22 protein-coding genes are annotated in these 20,718 nt (G+C 71.1%); 7 read left to right on the top strand and 15 right to left on the bottom strand.

Going from position 1 to position 20,718, the window contains the following annotated elements; translation table 11 throughout:
- Positions 1-4: 4 nt before the first annotated feature.
- Complete coding sequence (locus DEIGR_RS05260) at positions 5-703, bottom strand: 5'-methylthioadenosine/adenosylhomocysteine nucleosidase (protein WP_058975890.1); 699 nt, start codon at positions 701-703, stop codon at positions 5-7.
- Positions 704-894: 191 nt separating this feature from the next.
- On the opposite strand from DEIGR_RS05260, the gene DEIGR_RS05265 reads away from it, so the two are divergent.
- Complete coding sequence (locus DEIGR_RS05265) at positions 895-2,079, top strand: MalY/PatB family protein (RefSeq protein ID WP_058975892.1); 1,185 nt, start codon at positions 895-897, stop codon at positions 2,077-2,079.
- A gap of 64 nt (positions 2,080-2,143) precedes the next feature.
- Here the strand turns inward: DEIGR_RS05265 and hisG are convergent, their stop codons facing one another.
- Together hisG and DEIGR_RS05275 are read right to left on the bottom strand one after the other, a co-directional pair.
- Positions 2,144-2,779, bottom strand: coding sequence for an ATP phosphoribosyltransferase (gene hisG, locus DEIGR_RS05270; RefSeq protein WP_058975894.1), 636 nt, complete (start codon positions 2,777-2,779; stop codon positions 2,144-2,146).
- The gene (locus DEIGR_RS05275; protein WP_407638304.1) at positions 2,776-3,972 is read right to left on the bottom strand and encodes an ATP phosphoribosyltransferase regulatory subunit; all 1,197 of its coding nucleotides are present in this window, start codon (positions 3,970-3,972) and stop codon (positions 2,776-2,778) included. The genes hisG and DEIGR_RS05275 overlap by 4 nt, the downstream gene beginning before the upstream one ends.
- A gap of 84 nt (positions 3,973-4,056) precedes the next feature.
- Between DEIGR_RS05275 and DEIGR_RS05280 the strand changes: the two genes are divergently transcribed.
- The 3 genes from DEIGR_RS05280 (at position 4,057) to DEIGR_RS05290 (ending at position 5,773) form a co-directional block, all read left to right on the top strand.
- Positions 4,057-4,629 (top strand): hypothetical protein, encoded by a 573-nt coding sequence (locus DEIGR_RS05280; RefSeq protein WP_058975896.1) that lies wholly within the window; start codon positions 4,057-4,059, stop codon positions 4,627-4,629.
- Positions 4,630-4,725: 96 nt separating this feature from the next.
- Positions 4,726-5,316 (top strand): DedA family protein, encoded by a 591-nt coding sequence (locus DEIGR_RS05285; protein WP_058975897.1) that lies wholly within the window; start codon positions 4,726-4,728, stop codon positions 5,314-5,316.
- A 76-nt stretch (positions 5,317-5,392) separates the two neighbouring features.
- Positions 5,393-5,773: a hypothetical protein gene (locus DEIGR_RS05290; protein WP_153013638.1), complete on the top strand. Its 381-nt coding sequence runs from the start codon at positions 5,393-5,395 to the stop codon at positions 5,771-5,773.
- 62 nt (positions 5,774-5,835) lie between these two features.
- Here the strand turns inward: DEIGR_RS05290 and DEIGR_RS05295 are convergent, their stop codons facing one another.
- The 9 genes from DEIGR_RS05295 to DEIGR_RS05335 form a co-directional block, all read right to left on the bottom strand.
- Complete coding sequence (locus tag DEIGR_RS05295; RefSeq protein WP_058978543.1) at positions 5,836-7,431, bottom strand: alpha-amylase family glycosyl hydrolase; 1,596 nt, start codon at positions 7,429-7,431, stop codon at positions 5,836-5,838.
- Positions 7,432-7,534: 103 nt separating this feature from the next.
- A complete protein-coding gene (locus tag DEIGR_RS05300) occupies positions 7,535-8,680 on the bottom strand; it encodes an LCP family protein (protein ID WP_058975900.1) in 1,146 nt (381 codons plus the stop codon).
- Positions 8,681-8,734: 54 nt separating this feature from the next.
- Positions 8,735-9,301, bottom strand: a complete 567-nt coding sequence (locus DEIGR_RS05305; protein WP_058975905.1) for a GNAT family N-acetyltransferase — start codon at positions 9,299-9,301, stop codon at positions 8,735-8,737.
- Positions 9,302-9,368: 67 nt separating this feature from the next.
- On the bottom strand, positions 9,369-9,788 hold the full coding sequence (locus DEIGR_RS05310) for a hypothetical protein (RefSeq protein WP_058975906.1): 420 nt from the start codon (positions 9,786-9,788) through the stop codon (positions 9,369-9,371).
- A 76-nt stretch (positions 9,789-9,864) separates the two neighbouring features.
- Entirely contained in the window at positions 9,865-12,081 is a 2,217-nt protein-coding gene (locus tag DEIGR_RS05315) for an AAA family ATPase (RefSeq protein ID WP_058975909.1), read from the bottom strand.
- Positions 12,078-12,395 carry an ATP-dependent Clp protease adapter ClpS gene (gene clpS, locus DEIGR_RS05320; protein ID WP_046842966.1) on the bottom strand — a complete coding sequence of 106 codons (318 nt, stop codon included), beginning with the start codon at positions 12,393-12,395 and terminating at the stop codon, positions 12,078-12,080. The genes DEIGR_RS05315 and clpS overlap by 4 nt, the downstream gene beginning before the upstream one ends.
- A 132-nt stretch (positions 12,396-12,527) precedes the next feature.
- Positions 12,528-12,782, bottom strand: a complete 255-nt coding sequence (locus tag DEIGR_RS05325; protein ID WP_229755641.1) for a hypothetical protein — start codon at positions 12,780-12,782, stop codon at positions 12,528-12,530.
- Positions 12,783-12,894: 112 nt separating this feature from the next.
- On the bottom strand, positions 12,895-13,986 hold the full coding sequence (locus DEIGR_RS05330) for an enolase C-terminal domain-like protein (RefSeq protein ID WP_058975910.1): 1,092 nt from the start codon (positions 13,984-13,986) through the stop codon (positions 12,895-12,897).
- Positions 13,983-14,777 (bottom strand): DEAD/DEAH box helicase family protein, encoded by a 795-nt coding sequence (locus DEIGR_RS05335; protein WP_058975912.1) that lies wholly within the window; start codon positions 14,775-14,777, stop codon positions 13,983-13,985. Before DEIGR_RS05335 ends, DEIGR_RS05330 begins: the two co-directional genes overlap by 4 nt.
- A 119-nt stretch (positions 14,778-14,896) precedes the next feature.
- Between DEIGR_RS05335 and DEIGR_RS21440 the strand changes: the two genes are divergently transcribed.
- The 3 genes from DEIGR_RS21440 to cysK all read left to right on the top strand — a co-directional run bounded on the left by DEIGR_RS21440 (position 14,897) and on the right by cysK (position 18,010).
- Positions 14,897-15,031: a hypothetical protein gene (locus DEIGR_RS21440; protein ID WP_269083788.1), complete on the top strand. Its 135-nt coding sequence runs from the start codon at positions 14,897-14,899 to the stop codon at positions 15,029-15,031.
- Between the two features lie 20 nt (positions 15,032-15,051).
- The gene (locus DEIGR_RS05340; protein WP_083523935.1) at positions 15,052-16,794 is read left to right on the top strand and encodes a PRC-barrel domain-containing protein; all 1,743 of its coding nucleotides are present in this window, start codon (positions 15,052-15,054) and stop codon (positions 16,792-16,794) included.
- A 262-nt stretch (positions 16,795-17,056) separates the two neighbouring features.
- Entirely contained in the window at positions 17,057-18,010 is a 954-nt protein-coding gene (gene cysK / locus DEIGR_RS05345; protein ID WP_058975914.1) for a cysteine synthase A, read from the top strand.
- 114 nt (positions 18,011-18,124) lie between these two features.
- On the opposite strand, the gene DEIGR_RS05350 is transcribed toward cysK, so the two are convergent.
- The 3 genes from DEIGR_RS05350 to DEIGR_RS05360 form a co-directional block, all read right to left on the bottom strand.
- Complete coding sequence (locus DEIGR_RS05350) at positions 18,125-18,829, bottom strand: ABC transporter ATP-binding protein (protein ID WP_058975916.1); 705 nt, start codon at positions 18,827-18,829, stop codon at positions 18,125-18,127.
- A 139-nt stretch (positions 18,830-18,968) separates the two neighbouring features.
- A complete protein-coding gene (locus tag DEIGR_RS05355) occupies positions 18,969-19,757 on the bottom strand; it encodes an ABC transporter ATP-binding protein (RefSeq protein WP_058975918.1) in 789 nt (262 codons plus the stop codon).
- 11 nt (positions 19,758-19,768) lie between these two features.
- Entirely contained in the window at positions 19,769-20,704 is a 936-nt protein-coding gene (locus DEIGR_RS05360; RefSeq protein WP_058975919.1) for a branched-chain amino acid ABC transporter permease, read from the bottom strand.
- Positions 20,705-20,718: the final 14 nt, after the last annotated feature.

Here is a 20,718-nt window from a genome sequence, read left to right on the forward strand (position 1 = left end):
AGGCTCAGCCCGCCTGGGCGCTCAGGCGCGCGAGCATGCCGCGCACGACCTGCTTGGCGTGGCGGGCCACCAGCGGCATGAACTCCCGGTAATCCACCTTCGCGTCATGGTCGGCAGTGTCGCTGACCGAGCGGATCACCACGAACGGCACCCCGGCCTTCGCGCACACCTGCGCGACCGCCGCGCCCTCCATCTCCGCGCAGGCCGCGCCGAAACCCGTCCACAGGCGCGTCACGCCCTCCTTCGACGCGATGAACTGATCCCCGCTCGCCACGCGGCCGTCCAGCACGCGGATGCCCTCCACGTCCCGCGCGGCCTCCAGCGCCACCAGCCGCAACGTGTCGTCGGCAGGCCACGCCGGCAGTTCACCCGGCACGGTCCCCGCCGCGTAGCCCAGCGCCGTCACGTCCACGTCGTGCTGCACGCAGTCCGTACTCACCACGATGTCCCCGACACGCAGTTCGGGGTGCACGCCGCCCGCCACGCCCGTGAAGATCACGCGGGTCGCGCCCTGCATCAGCAGGTACGTCGTGGTCATCGCGGCGTTCACCTTCCCGATCCCGCCGCGCGTCAGCAGCACCGGCACGCCGTCCAGCGCGCCCCGGTGCAGCGTCACGCCGGGGAACGACAGGTCCTCGCGGGCCATCAGGTCCGCCAGAAGCAACTCGATCTCTTCATCCATCGCGCCAATGATCGCCAGCATGAGGCGCAGTCTAGCGGGGGAGGGCTGTGGGGAGTGGGAAGTGGGGAGTGGGTCGGTGGTCCGCGTCCCAGGAGTCTGGGGGGCTGTGACTGCGGACGGGCAGGGGCGGATGCCCAGGCGTTCGCCTCCCACTGCCTACTCCCCACTCCCTCCTTCCCGCCGCCTCATGGGCGGGGCGTATGCTCGCGGACATGACGGACACCCTCAATCCGCGCGACACGCTGGACGTCACGGCCCTGCGTCACCCCGATTCCCTGAAGTGGACGCTGTACCCGGAAGACGTCATTCCCATGTGGGTGGCGGACATGGACTTCCCGGTCGCGCCGCCCATCATGCGGGCGCTGCACGAGCGGCTGGACGCCGGGCTGGGCTACGCGCAGCTGCGCGGCGACACCCGCCTGAAGGACGCGCTGTTGCCTAAGCTGGCCGCGCAGGGCCTGGACGGCCTGACGCACGAGAACGTGACGTTCCTGCCGGGCGTCGTGCCGGGTATCTACGCCGCCGTGCACGCCCTGACCACGCCGGGTGAACCGGTCGTGACCATGACGCCCATCTACCACCCGTTCCATCTGGCGATCACGGATCTGGGCCGCCGCGTGGCGGGCGTGCCCCTGCGCGACGGCGAGAACGGCTTCGAGATCAACTGGGCGGCGATGGACGCCGCGTCGCGCGGGTCGCGTCTGCTGCTGCTGTGTCACCCGCACAACCCCACCGGGCGCGTGTGGACCGCCGAGGAACTGCAGAAACTGCGCGATCTCGTCCTGGCGCGGGACCTGTTCGTCATGAGCGACGAACTGCACGCCGATCTGCGCTTCACGGGTCAGCCGTTCGAGGCGTTCGCCGCCGACCCGCGCGTGCAGAGCCGCACCATCACCCTGACCGGGCCGTGCAAGGCCTTCAACACGGCCGGGCTGGGCATCGGCGCGATGATCAGCCACAACGCCCAGCTGCTGACCCGCGTGCGCGGCGCGGCGGGCGGCCTGATGGGTCACGAGAGCGCCCTGAGCGTCACCATGTGGCGCGCCGCGCTCGCCGAGGGTGGCCCCTGGCTGGCCGAGACCGTCCAGTACCTGCGGGGCAACCGCGACTTCATGGCGGCGTTCCTGCGCGAGCGTCTCCCCTGGGTGCGTTTCCACGTTCCCGAGGCGACGTACCTCGCGTGGCTGGACCTGCGCGCCCACCCGCGTGCCGGGGACATCCAGGCGTTCCTGCTGGAGGACGCGCGGGTCGCCATCCACGACGGCCCGGTCTTCGCGCACGAGGGCCACAAGCCGCAGTACCAGGGCTTCATCCGCCTGAACTTCGCCACCAGCCGCGAACTGCTGACCGAGGCGCTGACCCGCATGGAACGCGCCCTGAACGCCGCGATGCCCTGAAGGGCGACAACGGAGGTGGGAGGTGGGACGCCAGCACGCCCACCTCCCACCTCTTCTGGTTCACCTAGGCCGAGGTGAGTTCGCGCAGGCGCTCGATCAGGGGCCGCAGGCGCTCGCGGCGGGTCTTGAGGGCCGCGCGGTTCACGACCAGCCGCGCGGTCGAGTGGAACAGCACGTCCACCTCCTCCAGGTTGTTCGCGCGCAGGGTGCTGCCCGTCTGCACGAGGTCCACCACGGCGTCCGCGAGGCCCGTCAGGCACGCCAGTTCGATGTTCCCACTGAGCTTGACGATCTCGGCGGGAATGCCGCGCGCGTTCAGGTACGCGCGGGCCGCGCGGGGGTACTTCGTGCCGACCCGCGCGATGTCCCCGTCCGCGCCGACCTCGCGGATCAGGGAGAGGCGGCACCCGGCAAAGCGCAGGTCCACCGGTTCGTACACGGTGCGCCCCGACTCGATCAGCACGTCCTTCCCGACGATCCCGGCGTCCGCGACGCCCAGGTCCACGTACACCGGCACGTCCTGGTTGCGCAGTTCCAGCACCGTCACGCCGGGGAACTCGTGGCGCAGCGCGCGGGATTTCTCGGGCATAGCCAGCGGCAGGCCCGCCTGCGAGAGCAGCGCGATGGCGTCTTCCAGGATGCGGCCCTTGGGCAGCGCCAGGGTCAGGTGCCCGGGGTCCCGGGTGGGGGCGGGGGTCACAGCGTCACCTCCGTGGCGGGCTGGAAGGTCAGCGTGCTGCCGTCGGTGTAGGCCCAGCGTCGGATGCCGCGCGCCGCGCTGAACGCCTGCAAGTCGGCCCGGTCGTCCGTCCAGGCGAGTTCCGCGTGCAGGCCCTGCGCGCGCGCCGCCTCGGCCGCCGCGAGGTCCAGCGCCAGCACCAGTTCCGGCTCGGGGGGCAGGTCGCCGGCCAGGGCGCGCATCAGGCGTTCCAGGCCCAGCGCGAAGCCCGCGCCCGGCAGGCCGCCCTCCAGCGCGTAGCGGCCCCCGCCCAGCACCGGCTGGTTCAGGCCCGGCGCGTACGCGCGGAACGTCAGCCCGGTGTAGTAGTCGTAGCGGCGGCTGACGCCCAGGTCGAACAGCAGCGGCCCCGCGTACAGCGCGGCCACGCGGCGCAGGTGCGCCACCGCCTCGTGCGCGCGCGTGCCCTGCGCCAGCCCCTGCGCGGCGTCCAGTACCTCGGGGCCGCCGTACAGGTCCGTCAGGGCGTGCAGCGTGCGGCGCGTGTCGCCGCCCAGCCCGAACTGGCCGCACAGCAGGTCCACGTCCGCGCCACTCTTGCGGTCGATCGCGTCATGCAGCGCCGCCCGCGCCGCGCCGTGCAGCCCGGCGTCCTCCAGCACGGCGTCCACGAAGCCCGGGTACCCGACCTCCAGCGCCGCACCCACCCCCACCTCGCCCAGACCGACCTCACGCAGCGCCGCCGCCGCCAGGTGCAGCAGTTCCGCGTCCGACCGGGCGGACTCCACGCCGATCAGTTCCACGCCCAGCTGATTGAACTCCCGCAGGCGCCCCAGTTCGCTGTTCTGCGCGCGCAGCCACAGCCGCCCCGAGTACTGCAAGCGCAGCGGGAATGGCCCCTGCGGGTACCGGGTGCGGACCAGGCGGCCCACGGCGGTCGTGAACTCGCTGCGCAGCGACAGCACCTGCCCGCCCGAGTCGATCAGTTTGAACGCCACGGCGTCCTGCGGATGGTGCGCGCTGGCGTACTCCAGGGCGGGAACCTCCACGCCCCGGTAGCCCCAGCGGGAAAACAGGCCGGACAGCTGCGCGCGGATCGCTTCACGCTGCGCCCACTCGGGCGGCAGCACGTCGCGCGTGCCCTCCGGAATGAACGCCGACACGCGCGGCGCGGGGCCGGCAGCGGCAGCGGATGATGAGGCGGACGAATTCACGCCCGGCATTCTAAGCGCCACCCGCGCCGCCCACCGTCACCCCGGTCTGAACGCCCCGTGCGCGGCGCGTATACTGCCCGCACTATGCGCCGAGCCCCCCTCCTCGCCCTGCTGGGAGCCAGCCTGATCCTCATGCTGGGCAGCTGCGCCCGCACCGCCGACAACTTCACGCCGCGCATCAGCGTCACCGACACCGGCGCCACCCGCACCGCCAACGGCTTCCTGGTGCAGGGCTACGTCCTGGACGACACGGGCGTCACCGACATCCAGGTGGACGGCAAGAGCGTCCCCATCCAGCCCGGCAGCCGCAAGATCGCCCGCTTCCAGTTCCAGGCGGTGCTGTCCACGCCCACCGGGCAGTACACCATCACCGCCCGCGACGCCGCCGGGAACGAGGCGAAATTCGTGCTGCCCGTCAGCGTGGACCCCGCCCGGCCCGCCGTGAAGGTCACCCGTTTCGAACGCAGCGGGAACGTCATCCGCGTCTCGGGCGTCGCCAGCGACAACGTCCGCGTGGCGCAGGTCAGCGTGGACGGCAACCGCCTGAACATCACCCCCGGCAGGGAGGTCGAGTTCTACGCCGAGACGACCGGCATCTGGGCCGACATCGTCGTGACCGACACCGCCGGGAACACCACCAACCTCCGCGCCCGCTGAGGGCCGCCCCGTACCAGCGCGGCCGCCTTCATGAAGGGCGCCCTCCATCCTGTGAGTGACGCGCCCGTGCCGGGCGGCACGGTAGCCTGCGCGGGTATGCACGACCTGACCAGCCTGATCCTCTCCGCGTCCTACGTGGGCCTGTTCGCCATCGTCTTCGCCGAGACGGGCCTGCTGCTGGGCTTCTTCCTGCCCGGCGACACCCTGCTCTTGGCCGCCGGGGTGCTCGCCGCCGGGGGCGCCCTGAGCCTGGGCGGCGTCATGGCGGCCATCGTCGCGGGTGCGGTCCTGGGCTGCGTCGCCGGGTACTTCATCGGCGGGAAGTTCGGACCGCGCGTGTTCGCCAGTCAGGACGCCCGGTACTTCAAACCCGAGTACGTGACCCGCGCCGAACTGTTCTTCGCGCGGTACGGCTGGCTGGCCGTCGTCCTCGCGCGCTTCGTACCGGTCGTGCGGACCCTGGTGCCCACCATGGCGGGCGTGAGCCGCATGCCCCTGGCGCCGTTCACGCTGTACAACATCCTCGGCGCCATCCTGTGGGGCGTCAGCGTCCCCGCGCTGGGGTACTTCCTGGGCGACCGCATCCCCCACCTCGACCGGTACATCCTGCTCATCGTGGGGGGCGTCGTCGTGATCAGCATCGTGCCCGTGCTGCTGAAGGTCATGCAGGTCCGCCGCGCGACCTGACGGCGGACGTGGGCACTGGAGGGGTGGGCTTCGTCCGGTGACGGACCCCACCCCCTCCTGAGTAGAGGAGGCGGGGATGACGACGATGCAGAGGACTGGACTGATGCTGGCGTGCATCCTACTGGCCGTGACGTTCGGGGCTGGACTGCGGGCGAAGCGTGACGCGAGGACGGCGCCGCCCCCTGCGGTGACCCTCCCTCCGGACGACCCGCTGCCGGAGCCGCAGTCGATCACGCAGCGGTGCGTGAGCTTCGCGCGCCTCGTCCTGGCCAAGCAGTATCACGGGGCAGATGGACAGTCCAACCGGCTGACCGGCGTGAAGGCCCTCACCCCGGGGCTGTGGCAGGTGCGGGGTGAACTGACGAGTCACGATGGCGGTCGCGTCACGGTGTATCCCTACGAGTGCCTGTACAGCGCCGACGCGATCAGCGTGAACATCCACCCCCGCATGCCGTAGCGGAAGAGGAGGGGGGAGGCTGTCACCGGACAACCTCCCCCTCTCCCTGTTGTCCCCGCTCCTTACGTCCCCTTACCCCGCAGGATGCGGGCCTCGTTCGGGCGCAGGGCCGCGCCGCTCACGGGCTGGTCGCCGACGCTGCTCAGGAGGGTCTCGCCGCCCGCCAGGGCGCCCAGGTCGTGGGTCTGCGCGCCGAAGTTCAGCAGGACGGTCAGGGTCTCGCCATGCTCCTCGCGGACGAAGGCGAACACGTCGTCCGGGGCGTGCACACTGCGGTACGTGCCACCGATCAGCGCGGGATGTTCCTGGCGCAGGCGGGTCAGGGCGCGGAAGTAGTTCAGGTCGCTGGCCGGGTCGCTCTCCTGCGCGGCGACGTTCAGGGTGGCGAAGTCGTCCGCGATGGGCAGCCAGGGGCTCGTGCCGTCGGCGCTGAAGCCCGCGTTGACGCCAGCGTCCCACTGCATGGGGGTGCGTTCCGGGTCGCGGCCCGCCTCGGGGCTGTCGGGCTGTTGCAGCGCGGCGGGGTCCACGATGCGGTCAGCGGGAATCTCGACGTCGCGCATGCCGATCTCGTCGCCGTAGTACACGGTGGGGGTGCCGCGCAGGGTCAGCAGCAGGGTCTGCGCCACGCGGTACTGCGCGTCGCCCAGGCGGCTGCGGAAGCGGTGCTGGTCGTGGTTGCCGAGCACCCAGTTCGGCCACGCGCCCGCCGCGAGGCTCGCCGCGTCGTAGCTGTCCGCGAAGCGCCGCACGTCCTGCGCCTGCCAGGGCATCAGGATCAGGTGGAAGTTGAACGGCAGGTGCACCATCCGCGCGTCCTCCGTGCCGGAGTACGGCAGGAGCTGCTCGACCGGCAGATAGATCTCGCCGACCATCATGCGGTCGTCGAACTCGTCCAGCACGGCGCGCATCTCGCGGATGTACCCGTGCGTCTCCGGCTGGTCCTGCGTGTACGGGTGCAGGAGGCTCCAGTGTTCGGGCTGCCCGGGCTGCCAGTCGGGGTTCTCGGGTTCGTCCAGGTAGCGGTCGTCCTCGGCCAGCAGCCAGATGACGTCCACGCGGAAGCCGTCCACGCCGCGGCGCATCCAGAAGCGCAGCGCGTCGAACATCGCCTGCCGCACGGCCGGGTTGCGCCAGTTCAGGTCCGGCTGGCTGGGCAGGAACTGGTGCAGGTAGTACTGTCCGCTGGCCTCGTCCAGCGTCCAGGCGGGGCCGCCGAAGAAGGATTTCCAGTTGTTCGGTATGCCGCCACCGGGGGCGGGGTCGCGCCACACGTACCAGTCGCGTTTCGCACTGTCCTTGCCCGTCAGTGCCTCCTGGAACCACGCGTGGTCGGACGAGGAGTGGTTGGGCACGTAGTCCAGCATGACCTTCAGGTCCAGGCGGTGCGCCTCGGCCACGAAGGCGTCGAAGTCCTCCAGCGTGCCGAACAGCGGGTCGATGTCGCAGTAGTCGGCGACGTCGTACCCGAAGTCGCGCATGGGACTCTTGAAGATGGGGGAGAGCCACACGGCCTTCACGCCCAGGCTGGCCACGTACGGCAGGCGGCGGGTGATGCCGCGCAGGTCGCCCACGCCGTCGCCGCTGTCGTCCTGGAAGGAACGCGGGTAGATCTGGTAGATGATGCCGCTCTGCCACCACTTCAGGGAGGAGGTCATGCTCAGCACAGTACGGTCTGAATCGTTTCAGATCAAGAGGGGAAGTGGGTAGTGGGCAGTAGGAAGTGGGACAGGGTGTACCCGATCCACTCCCCACTGCCCTTCAGGGCGCGGGTGTATCCGAACCCAGCCGCACGGTCACGTCCGCACCGGAGGCCAGTGGCTGCTCCGTGACCATCCCGAAGCCCACGTCGCGCAGCACCCGCGCCGCCGCCGCGCCCGACGCCGTGGTCTTCGCGGGACCGCGCGCCTCGGTCACGATCCAGACGTTCGCGTACCCCAGGCCCTCCAGCCTCTCCTTCAATCGCCGGGCGCTGCCGTCCGGGGCGTCGGTGTTCACGACCGCCACGCCCAGCGACCGCGGATCGTTCGGGTCACGGAACTCCCTGGCGATCAGCGCATTCAACGCGGCGCGGTCTACCTCCCAGACGCTCGCCGCGCCCCGGTACCCGAAGTTACCGGGCACCTGATGCGTCTCGATCTTCACGCCACTCAGGCCCGCGCCCATCAGCGCCGCCACCTGCGCGCGGGTCAGGTTCGACTTCATGTTGCGGTCGATGGCCGCGACCATCAGTGGGAGCCGCCACATGTTCAGCGGGCTCCGCACCTGCGCGCCCAGCGCCCCCACGAACTGCTGCTGACGCCCGATCCGCCCGATATCGCCCAGGTTGTCGTGCCGGAAGCGCAGGAAGCCCACCATCTGCTCGCCGTTCAGGCGCTGCCGCCCGGGCTTCAGGTCGATGTGGAGGTTCCCGGCGTTGTCGTCGTACTTCATGGCCTGCCCCACGTCCACCGTGACGCCGCCCGCCGCGTCCGTCAGGGCGGGCACGGCGTTCAGGCTGAGCAGCGCGTAGCCGTCCACCGGCAGGCCCGTCAGGTCCTGCACGGCGCGCATCAGGCCCTCGGGGCCGCCGCTGCGGTTCGCGCCGTTGACCTTGCCCCACCCGGCCTGCGGGACGTTCACCCACGAGTCCCGGGGAATGCTGAGCAGGTTCACCCGTCCGTCCGGCCACGCCTGCGCCAGCATGATCGTGTCCGTCCGCCCCCGGTACGATTCCGGCTGGGCCGGGTACGGCCACACCGGCGCGGTCTCGTTGTATTCCACGTCCACACCGGCCAGCACCAGGTTCACCGGCCCGTCGGCCTTGCGCGGCAGCGTGCCGTACCGCGCGAGAAACGGCGCGGCGGGCGACACGACCGCCACCACGCCCGCCAGGACGACCAGACCAACCACAACCGGAGTGCGCACGCGCGGAGCATACCGCCCGGCACACCCGAAAGGGATCAACCCTAAGGGGGACCTTCAGCCCACGTCCCGCACCAGATGCGTGTACGTCCCGCCCGCCAGTGCCCGCGTACCCGCTGGTCGGAAACCCTTCCGGGCGTACAGCCGCGCGGCCGGATTGCCGTCCTCGACGAGCAGGCCCACCTGGTGCAGGCCCAGCGTCGCCGCCCGCTCGACAGCGGCGTCCAGCAGTCGCGCCCCGATTCCCTGCCCACGCGCGGCCTCCGTGACCGCCAGGGTATCCACGTACAGCTCGCCGGGCGTGCCCTCGGACTCGATGCGGCCCGGCAGGCCCAGGGCGTGCAGCCGTTCGCGGAACGGATCATCCAGCGCCTCGGCGTGCTCACCCGGGTACGCGAGGATCAGGCCCAATGGCTCCCCTGTAGGCGACTGCGCGATGAACTGATGCTCGAAACTCAGGCGATTGCCGCGCAGCGGGTAGAAGCCCAGCAGGGTCCGCTCGGCGGCCACGTCGTCCGTCACGCCGGTCAGCGCATACCCGATCCGGCCGATGGTCGCCTGGATCAGGGGGACGGCAAATGCTGCGTCGAACGGACGGGCCGGGCGGATGAGGACGTCGGTCACCTCCCCAGGGTAACGGCACAGCACAAACCGGGCTCCCGAAGGAACCCGGCCCGGCGTGTGGGGTGGTTTAGTTGAGGGTGATCTTGCTGGCGACGAGGTTCTCGCCTTCGATCTCGCCTTCCACGGCGACGTTGGCGTCGTTGCGGTCGGTGCCGAAGAACTCGTCGCTGGTCGTCGCGTTGCCTTCGTAGGTGGTGCTCTCGGTCACGCTGACGTTGTAGTTCTTGTCGTTCTCGTTCAGACCGAAGGTCTTGGCGGTGCCGTCGAAGTTCATGACCATGCCTTCGAGCCCGTCGCCGGCCGCCATGTCCATCTCTTCGCTGGTGTTGGCGCTGTCGTCGTTGTTCATGGTGCTGTCAGCGGCCACGCCGGTGTCGGTGGTGGTGGTGGTCGTGGTGCCGTCGGTGGAGGTCTCGGTGGACTCCGTCTTGGGCGCGCAGGAGGCGAGGAGGGCAGCGGTCAGGAGGGCCAGCAGGGTGGGTTTCATGCCTGTCATCTTCCCGGTTCCCCCAGCTTCTCATGTGAGTGCAAACCCAGGGAATCTTTACGTCCAGCACGCGAAATTAAGTGAAGGTAAAGCTGCCGTCCTTGACACCCACCCGCACGCGCCCCCCACCCTTCAGGCGGCCGAACAGCATCAGGTCCGCCAGCGGGCGCTTCAGCTGCGCCTCGATCACGCGTGCCAGGGGCCGCGCGCCCATCAGCGGGTCGTAGCCCAGCGCCGCCAGCCGCGCGCGCGCCGCCGGGGTCACGGTCAGGGTCACGCCGCGTTCCTCCAGCTGCCCCTGCAACTCCCGCACGAACTTGTCCACCACGCCGCCCATCACGTCCGGGGGCAGCGGCGAGAAGTGCAGCACGCCGTCCAGGCGGTTACGGAACTCCGGCGTGAACGTGCGCTTCACGGCCTCCGCCTCCTCGCCCGCGCGGCCCGTGCGGCCGAACCCCAGCGCGGGCCGCGAGGCGTCGGCGGCGCCGGCGTTCGTGGTGAACACCAGGATCAGGCCGCGCCCGTCCACCTTCTTCCCGGTGTGGTCGGTCAGCGTCCCGTGATCCATGAGCTGCAGGAACACGTTGTACACGTCCGGGTGGGCCTTCTCGATCTCGTCGAGGAGCAGCACCGCGTGCGGATGCCTCGCCACCGCGTCGGTGAGCAGGCCGCCCTGATCGAAGCCCACGTACCCGGGGGGCGCGCCGATCAGCCGCGCGACCGTGTGCGCCTCCTGGTACTCGCTCATGTCGAACCGCGCCAGGTGAATGCCCAGCCGCTCGGCCAGCGCGCGGGCCAGTTCGGTCTTGCCCACCCCGGTCGGCCCGGCGAACAGGAACGCCCCCTGCGGCTTCTGCGGGTCCCGCAGCCCCGCGCGGGCCAGTTTCACGGCGCTCGCCACGGCGCCCACCGCCGCGTCCTGCCCGAACACCCGCGCTTTCAGATCCACCTCCAGCGTTGCCAGGGACGTGACCTCCTCGGCCTTCACAGCGCCCAGCGGCACGCGGGCCATGCGGGCCACCATGCCCTCAATGTCCGGCACGTCGATGGTGCCGCCCTTCCCGGCGCTGCTGCGCGCCGCGCCCGCCTCGTCCAGCACGTCGATGGCCTTGTCCGGCAGGAAGCGGTCGCGCAGGTGCCGCACCGACAGGCGCACCGCCGCGTCCAGCGCGCCCGGCGTGAACGTCACCCCGTGATGCGCCTCGTAGCGCCCGGCCAGCCCCTGCACGATCTTCAGGGCGTCCTCCTCGGACGGCTCGGGCACCTCGACCGTCTGGAAGCGGCGCCACAGCGCCCGGTCCTTCTCCAGGTGCCGCAGTTCCGCCGGGGTGGTCGCCCCCAGCACCCGCAGCTTGCCCCGCGCGAGGGCCGGCTTGAGGAGGTTCGCGGCGTCCACGCTGCCGCCCTCGGTCGCCCCGGCACCCACCAGGGTGTGCAGTTCGTCGATGAACAGCACCGCGTTCTGCCCGTCCAGCGCTGCCAGCACGCCCTTGAGCCGCGCCTCGAAATCACCCCGGTAGCGGGTGCCCGCGAGCAGCGCTCCCAGATCCAGCGCATACACCGACGCTCCTCGCAGGAAGCCCGGGGCCTGCCCGTCCACGATCCGCTGCGCGAGGCCCTCGGCCAGCGCGGTCTTGCCCACCCCCGGCTCGCCCACCAGCACCGGGTTGTTCTTCCCGCGCCGCGCCAGCACATGCACCACCCGCTCCAGTTCCGTCACGCGCCCGATCACCGGATCGAACGCCCCGGCGCGCGCCTGCGCCGTCAGGTCCGCCGCGTACGCCTCCAGCGGGTCCACCTCCGCCTCCGGCGCCTCGGGGGCCGGGCCGTCCACGCCCGCCACGCGCCGCTCCCGCTCGCGACCCGGCACCTTCGCCGCGCCGTGCGACACGAAACTCAGCACGTCCAGCCGCGACGCCCCCCGTGCCTCCAGCGCCGCGCGGGCTGGACTGTCCGGCTCCTCCAGCAGCTCCACGAGCACCCGCGCGCCGTCCGCGACCTCGTGCCCCTTGCCACTGGCGTGCAGCTGCAGCACCGCGCCCTCCACGACCCGGTGCACGCCCAGCGTGAAATCCGGCTCGGCGTCCGGCACGGCCTCGAACTCCGCCAGCAGCGCCTGGAGATCCTCGCGCAGCCGCTCGACGTCCACGCCCACGGCCAGCAGCGCCTCGCGCGCCTCCGGGTCGTGCGTCAGGGCCAGCAGCAGGTGCTCCAGCGTGACCAGTTCATGCCCCGCCTCGCGCGCGTAGTCCGCCGCGCGGCCGATCGTGACCTGCAGGTGATCGCCGATCATGCGTCCGGCTCCGGTTCCGCCACGACCCGCAGGGGGTGCCCGTCGCGCCGCGCGTGATTCATGACCTGCGCGACCTTCGTCTCCGCCACGTCACGCGTGTACACGCCCGCCACGCCCTGCCCCTTGTGATGCACGGCCAGCATGATCAGTTCCGCCTCCTGCTCCGCCTTGCGGAAGTAGCGCTGCAGCACCATCACCACGAATTCCATGGGCGTATAGTCGTCGTTCAGCAGCAGCACCCGGAACAGGCGGGGCCGCTGCGTATGCGTGCGTTCCAGCGTCTGGGTGCGCGAGTCAAGGTCGCGGCGCGTCATGCGCCCGAGTGTACCCGCCCGCGCCCGCCCCGGCTGCGGCGGCCCTCACGGTGCGGCCCGGGGCGGCGCCTGAACGGGGCAGGGCGATCCCTCTTGTGGGTGGGCCGCCCTGCACCGTTCACGTGGGGTGGATCAGTCGCCGCTGGGCTGGGTGGACGCCTTCGGCGCCTGCAGGTGCCGCGTCATCAGGACCAGCACGACCAGTGCGTGCACGCACAGCAGCGCGTACAGTTCCGGGCTGGACTGCATGACGTTCCCGGCGGCGCCGACGAGCTGGAAGAGGATCATGACCAGCAGGCCGCGGGCGCGCTGGTCCGGGCGGCGCAGAAACACGAAGGTCCCGCCCGCCATGCTGAAGAGCAGCGGGAGCAGCAGCGCGTTAAGCATCTCTTGAGGCATACCTCATTATTGAGGGGCAACCATGACAGGCATATGACCCGGCGGTCCCTTCAGGTGAGACCCCGGGGATTTCGCGGCTGGAACTGCCTGAACAGGTTCTTCATGCAAGGCGGTACCGGCTCAGTTTCGCTTCATCGACGCACCGTTCTCTCATGGAAGGAACGTCCAGCCAGCCGTCCCTGAACACGATCGGGGCGTCCAGCAGATCGTCCCTCAGTTTCAGCACGAAACTCAGTTCGCACGGCTCGGTGACCTCCGCCTGCGTGGACAGCAGCGCCGCGTGAACGGTCCCCAGCCCCGTGCTGGCCTGCGAACCCACCATGCCGCGCTTCCCGGCCGCCGCGGCCCGCCGCAGCATCTGCAGGCCGTCCGTGAAGCCGTTGCGGGCGGTCTTGACGTTCAGCACGTCGAAGGTGTCGAAGTCCAGTTCGCGTTCCAGGTCGGCGGGCGTGAAGCACGAGTCGTCCGCCACGACCGGCAGCCGCCCCTGCGCGTGCAGCTCGGCCCGCGCCCGCAGGTTCCGGGCGGGGAGCGGTTCCTCGACGTACATCAGGCCCGCCTCGCGCATCGCGTCCAGTGCCGCCGGGGCCGACTGCGGCGACAGGGTCTCGTTGCTGTCGGCGTACAGCAGCACGTCAGGGCCGAACTCGGCGCGCAGTTCCCGGATCACGCGCAGGTCCCGCTCGTGCTCGCGGCCCACCTTCACCTTCAGGCAGCGCACGCCTGCGGCCACCACGCGCCGCGCCTCGGCCAGCATCTCCTCCGGGGGGGCGATCCCCAGGATGAAACTGGGCCGCACCCGCGTGTTCGGGCCCAGCAGCGTGTCGAACAGGGTGACTCCCTGCGCGCGGGCGCGGGCGTCGTGCAGCGCCATGTCCAGCGCGCCGCGCGCCGTGTGGTTGTTCACCACGCTGTTCCGCACCCGGTTCAGGCCGACCTCGTCCGTGATCGCCACGCCCGTCAGACCGGCCTCCAGCTGCGCGAGGATGCCCAGCACGCTCGCGGTCGTCTCGCCGTAGATGGTCGGGCGCGGCGTGGCCTCCGCCTGCCCCACCGTCCCATCCGAGAGCGTCACGCGCACCAGCACGTGCTCGGCGGCACTCAGGGCCGAGTGCGCCCCCCACGCCAGCGCGGACGTCAGCGGCAGCCGGAAGGGAATGCCCTCCACCCGCGCGACCGTCGGGGCGCTCACACCGCCCCCCCCACCCAGGCCCGCACCGCCGCCGCGACGCCCGCCGGGTCCAGCGCCACGGTGTCCAGCACCAGTGCCCGCGCGGGCGGCAGGGTCCGCAGGAACGCCTCGGCCGCCGCCGGGTCGTAGTTGCGGCGTTCGGACACCACGATCTTCACCTTCGCCAGCACGTCCGCCGGGGCGAACCCCGCCTGCGCCAGCGCCGCCAGGTCATCCAGTTCGGCCGGGCTGAACACCGCGTCCACGCCGGTCAGTGCCGCCAGTTCCTCGCGCAGCGCGCCGCCCCCACCCGCCCCCACCTGATCGAAGGTGTCCGCGCGGCCCAGCAGCCGCCGCACCCGCACCGCGTCCGGCGCGCCCAGCGCCACGAACCGCCACGCGCGGAACGCCTGCGCCGCGTACCTCACCTCCTCCAGGCCGCGCAGGCCGTCGAACACCGGCGCCTCGCCCCAGTGGCTCACGTCCGCCAGCAGGGAGCCCAGCGCCTGCGCCATTCCCCCCGGATGGCTCTGCCGGTACGCCGCCGTCAGCCGGAAGCGTGCCTCGCGGTCGCGCACGGGCACGCCGCCGGTCGCGGGCAGGATCATCACGGCGTCCGTCACCTCACGCCGGTCCGGCAGGACCCGCATGCCCGCGTCCGCGCCGGTCAGCGCTGCCAGCGCCGTGCTCTTGCCCACCCCGGTCACGCCCACCAGCACGGTCAGCGGCAACTCCGCCAGGGCGCGTTCACGGGAGGCGGGCGGCGCGCCGGGCGCACGCAGGAACGGCAGGGCAGGGGAGGAGGCACTCATGCCGCCCAGGCTAGCCCCCCTGCCGCCTAAAGAGGGCCGCAAGGTTCAGTCAAGCCCCGGTCAGGGTCGCCGCACCGGCTGCCCCCACTCCCCTCCCTAGACTCGCCCGTGGAGGCACCATGACCCGACTGAAAGGCAAACCCGGAGGCAGCGGAGGCCGCATCCTGCTCATCCTCGCCGTGCTCATCATCCTGTTCCTGCTGGCGTACTTCCTGTACCTCAAGCCGCAGGGCCTGCTCAACCTGGGCTTCTGACGCCCACCCCTGGAGACCCCATGATCAAAGGCAAAGACATCCTGAACCGCAGCATCGTCGCGGTCAGCACCGGCGAGAAGATCGACCGCGTGCACGACGTGATCTTCGACCACCAGGCCAACCAGGTCCTGGGCCTGCTCGTCGACGAGGGCGGCTGGTTCAGCGCCGCGAAGGTCGTGCCCTTCGAGCGCATCCGCAGCGTCGGTGAGGACGCCATCATGATCGGCAGCGCCGACGACATCACCACCACCCGCGAGGACGGCCGCCTGAAAGAGGCGCTGGACAGCAAGGCCAGCCTGATCGGCCTGACCCTCCTGACCACCGACGGGCAGAACCTGGGCCGCATCGCCGACGTGTTCTTCGACGAGCACACCGGCCGCGTCGAGGGCTACGAGGCCACCGGCGGCCTGTTCGCCGACCTGAGCAGCGGCCGCACCTTCGTGCCCGCGCCCGAGAGCGTGCAGATCGGCACCGACACCGCCATCGTGCCCATCAGCGTCGCGCAGGCCATGCAGGAGCAGGAGGACGGCGGCATCAAGGGCGCCCTGAGCAGCGCCGGTGAAAGCCTCAGCGGCGCGTACCAGAACGCCGCCGAGGGCGTGAAGGGCGCCTACGAGAACATCGCCGACGCCACCCGCGAACGCCAGAAGGAATACGTGGTCGGCAAGACCGCCGGGGGCGACATCACCGCCGTGGACGGCCACCTGATCGTCGCCAGGGGCGAGACCATCACCGCCGCGCACGCCGACGACGCCGAGGCCGCCGGGAAGCTCGCCGCGCTCGCCACCGCCGCGACCGGCGGCGTGATCGTAGGCGCCTACGGCAGCGCCCGCGACCGCGTGCAGGACTCCTACGAGGACGTCAAGGACGCCACCGCCGAACGCCAGAAGGCCTACGTGACCGGCAAGACCGCCCGCAGCGAGATCACCACCGACGCGGGTGAAGTCATCGTGCCTGCCGGAGCGACCATCACCAGCTTCCAGGCCGACCGCGCCGAGCAGACCGGCCGCCTCGCCGCCCTGACCGCCGCCGCGACCGGTGGCGCCATCCAGGACGGCGTCGAGGGCCTGCGCCAGCGCCAGCAGCTCGACCCGAACAGCCCCGAGGCGACCATCGGCCGCCGCGTGAAGACCGACGTGCGCGCCCCCGGCGGCAGCCTCGTGGCCGCGCAGGGCCAGATCGTCACGCCCGCCATCCTGGACCGCGCCAAGCACGTGGGGGCGCAACAGGCCCTGATCGACGCCACGACCGGCGGCGCCCGCCCCGGCGTGACCGCCACCAGCGCCGTCAGCCAGGGGCTGGGTAACGTCAGCGAGAGCGCCGGGAACCTCCTCGACCGCGCCAAGAGCTGGCTGGGCGACAAGCGCGAACAGGCCGAACAGGTCATCGACCAGCGCCAGCAGGACGCGCAGGAGCAGAAGGTCCGCGACGCGCTGGGCCGCCCCGTCACCCGCGTGATCCTCGCACCCGACGACAGCATCATCCTGAACGTCGGCGAGATCGTCACGCACAAGGCCGTGCAGGCCGCCCGCGACGGCGACGTGCTGGACATCCTGGTGGAGAGCGTGAACAAGGACACCCCGGACCTAGACCCGCTGGCCAGCCGCCCCGACGCGACCGGTGAGGCCGCGCTGGACAGCCAGCCCGACCCCGTTCACCCCGCCCAGGGCAGCGGCCAGCCCAGTGCACAGGCCACGACCGGCGCCACCGACGAGCGCCGTCCCGCGACCCTGCCCGCCGCGCCCGACGACCGCCTGAGCTGATACGGACTCCGGTTAAACGGTTTGCAAAACCGTTCAACCCGAGCGGAGCGAGCAGGAGAGAAACGGGTTCCGGGCGTGGAGTTGGCAACCCGGTGTCCTTCCGGGTTGTTAACGAAACAGACGGAATCCGTATGAGCCTTCATCCCCGGCCGCGTCCGCCCCGCCAGCCCAGGCGCGGGCGGACGCGTTCTGACAGTGACAGGTGCGCGACCTGTCTGCGCCGCCACCACCGCCCGGCCCGGCAGCGCCTATCCTGAACGCCATGATCGAGTCCCTCATCGGGCACACCCCCCTCCTGCAACTGACGCGCGTCGTCGAGCCCGGCATGGCCGACGTGTTCGTGAAACTCGAAGGTCAGAACCCCGGCGGCAGCATCAAGGACCGCACCGCCCTGGGCCTCATCGAGGACGCCGAACGGCGCGGCGTCCTGCAACCCGGCGGCACCATCGTGGAACCCACCAGCGGCAACACCGGCATCGGACTGGCGCAGGTCGCCGCCGCCAAGGGCTACAAACTCATCCTGTGCATGCCCGCCAGCATGAGCGAGGAACGCAAACGCACCCTCGTCGCGTACGGCGCCGAACTGATCCTCACCGACCCCACCCGCCGCATGCTGGCTGCCATCGAGGAAGCCGAGAAGCTCGTGCACGAGCGCGGCGCGGTCATGATGAACCAGTTCGGGAACCCCGCCAATCCTGCCGTGCACGAACGCACCACCGGCCCCGAACTGTGGGAGCAGATGCAGGGCCGCATCGATGCCTTCGTGTACGGCAGCGGCACCGGCGGCACCATCAGCGGCGTCGGCCGGTACCTCAAACGCATGAACCCCGCCGTGCAGATCATCGCCTGCGAACCCGCCCGCAGCAACGTCCTCACCGGCGGCGAGATGGGCACCCACGGCTTCCAGGGCATGGGCCCCGGTTTCATCCCGGACAACCTCGACCGCAGCGTCATCGACGACGTCATCGACGTCTGGGAGGAAGACGCCTACCCCCTGGCCCGCCGCCTGGCGCAGGAGGAAGGCGTGTTCGTCGGCATGAGCAGCGGCGCCATGGCCTGGGCCACCCTGGAGGTCGCCCGTCGCCTGGGCCCCGGCAAACGCGTCGCCACCATCGCCTGCGACACCGGCGCCCGCTACCTGACCACCAGCCTCTTCGCGGGCGAGGGCGACACGCCCCCCGGCTACCTGCCCCGCTCCCGCCAGCGCACCGCGTAACCCGCGCCCGGCTGGCCTCGGGTGACGCGGTGCACCGGCCGCCCGAAGCGGCGAACGTGCTCCGCGCGGCACACCCGGGGAAGGGGGCGCCGCACGCAGAGGCCGCGGCCCGGTTCAGCCGCCCAGGTAGGCCTGCAGCACGCGCTCGTCATTCACGAGTTCGGCGCTGTTCCCGCTGAAGGTCAGCTGCCCGGCCTCGAGGACGTACGTGCGGTGCGAGGCGTTCATGGCGAGGCGTGCGTTCTGCTCGACGAGCAGGATGGTCACCCCCTGCGCGTTCAGGTCGCGGATGATGCTGAAGATCTCCCGCACGATGATCGGCGCCAGACCCAGGCTGGGTTCGTCCAGCAGCAGCAGTTTCGGGCGGCTCATCATGGCCCGCGCGATGGCGAGCATCTGCTGCTCGCCGCCCGACAGCGTCCCCGCGAGCTGGTCGCGCCGCTCGCCCAGGCGGGGGAAGCGTTCGTACATCTCGTACAGGTCCGCGCGGACACTGCCTTTTCTGGTGTACGCGCCGAGTTCCAGGTTGTCCTGCACGCTCTGCCGCGCCAGCACCTGCCGCCCCTCGGGACTCTGCGCGATGCCGAGCTTCACGGCCTCGTCGGCGGGCAGCCGCGTGATGTCCCGCCCCGCGAAGCGGATGGTCCCGGCGACCGGGCGCAGCAGGCGCGACACGGCTCGCAGCGTGGTCGTCTTGCCCGCGCCGTTCGCGCCGATCAGCGTGACGACCTCGCCCTCCTCGACGGTCAGGGACAGGCCGCGCACCGCCTGGATCGCGCCGTAGTTCACGCTGAGGTTCTCGATCTCCAGCAGGGCCATCATCGACCTCCTTCCGAGGGCTGCTGCGCCTGCGGGGCAGCCCGACAAGCGGATGCGAGTGGGAACAGGTTGTGAATTCCGGAAATGGAGTGGGGGTGCGGCGCTGTACCGCAGGCCCACGCAATGGACGGAATTCGCATCATTCGCCTCCCAGGTACGCTTCGATGACTTTCGGGTCGCGCTGCACCTCGGCCGGGTTACCCATGGCGATCAGCTGCCCGAAGTTCAGCACCGCCACGCGGTCACACAGGTTCATGACCAGCGGCACGTGATGCTCGATGACCAGCACGGTCAGGTCGAAGCGGTCGCGGACCTCGCGGATGAACGCGGTCAGCTGCCCCTTCTCGGACGTGTTCATCCCGGCGGCGGGTTCGTCGAGCAGCAGCACGCGCGGTTCGGTCGCCAGGGCGCGGGCGATCTCCAGGCGGCGCTGATCGCCGTAACTGAAGTTCGCCGCGAGTTCCCCCGCGCGGTCCCCCATGCCCACGAGATCCAGCAGTTCCCAGGCGCGGCGTTCCACCTGCGCCTCCTCGGCGCGGGCGGCGCCCAGCACGCCCTGCCACAGTCCGGCGCGGGTGCGGGCGTGCTGCGCGATCTTCACGTTCTCCAGCGCGGTCAGGCCGCGGAACAGGCGGATGTTCTGGAAGGTGCGGCTCATCCCGAGTGCCGCCACGCGGTTCGGTTGCAGGCCCGTCACGGTCTGCCCGCGGTACGTCAGCGTGCCGCTACTGGGCGGGGTGAGGCCGGTCATCAGGTTGAACAGCGTGGTCTTGCCCGCGCCGTTCGGGCCGATCAATCCGAAGATTTCACCCTCGCGCACGTCGAAGGACACGTCGTTCACGGCGATCAGTCCCCCGAAGCGGCGGGTCATGTTGCGCGCTTCGAGCACCACGTTCCGGTCCGCCTGGACAGGAACGGACGCGGTCATGCGTGCCCCGGTCATGACTTCACCTCCGCCGCGCTGACGGGCGCCGGGGTCGGCCGCTGTGGCGGACGGGGCCGCCCCAGGCGCTCCAGCGCGCCCACGATGCCCTGCGGGAGGTACAGGCTCGCCACGACGAGCACCAGCCCGTTGATCACGAGTCGCCAGTCGGCCAGGAAGCGCAGCACCTCGGGCACCGCCGCGAGCAGCGCGCCGCCCACCACCGGCCCCCAGATGTTCCGCGAGCCGCCGATCAGCACCGCCGCGAGGATCGTGATGCTCGCGTCGAACGTACCCTGCTTGGCGTTCCAGGTGTTCAGGAACGGCGCGCTCATGGCGCCCACCAGTCCGGCCAGCACCGCGCCGATCACGAACGCCAGCACCTTGTACTGCGTGGGCGGCACGCCCATCGCGTCGGCCGCCAGTTCATCCTCGCGGATGGCGCGCAGCGCCCGGCCCACCCGCGAGCGTTCCAGCTGCCGCGCGAACAGCAGCGTCAGCAGCAGCAGCGGCAGGAACAGGAAGATGTACTGCCAGCGGTCCTGGAAGCCGAACGCCTGCGGAATCCCGAAGATGCCCACCGCGCCGCCCGTCACCGTCAGGTTCAGCGCCACCACGCGCAGGATCTCCACGAACGCGATGGTCGCCAGCGCCAGGTAGATGCCACGCAGCCGCAGCGCCGGGACGCCCACGACGACCCCCAGCAGCCCGCCCAGCACGGCGCCCGCCAGCCACGTCAGCGGGAACATGCCGTTCCCGAGCGTGTCGCGCAGGCCCGCGAAGGCCGGGTTGGTCAGCAGGATCGCCGCCGCGTACCCGCCCACCGCGTAGAACCCCGGACTGGCGAGGCTCAGCTGCCCCGCCTGCAGCGGGAAGTACAGGCTCAGGCCCAGCAGGCCCGCCTGAAGCATGGTGGCGATCAGGAAGCCGTACGTCTGAAGAAAATCGTCCATGTGTCGCCCCCTAC

Source organism: Deinococcus grandis (genome assembly GCF_001485435.1).
Lineage (GTDB): Bacteria > Deinococcota > Deinococci > Deinococcales > Deinococcaceae > Deinococcus > Deinococcus grandis.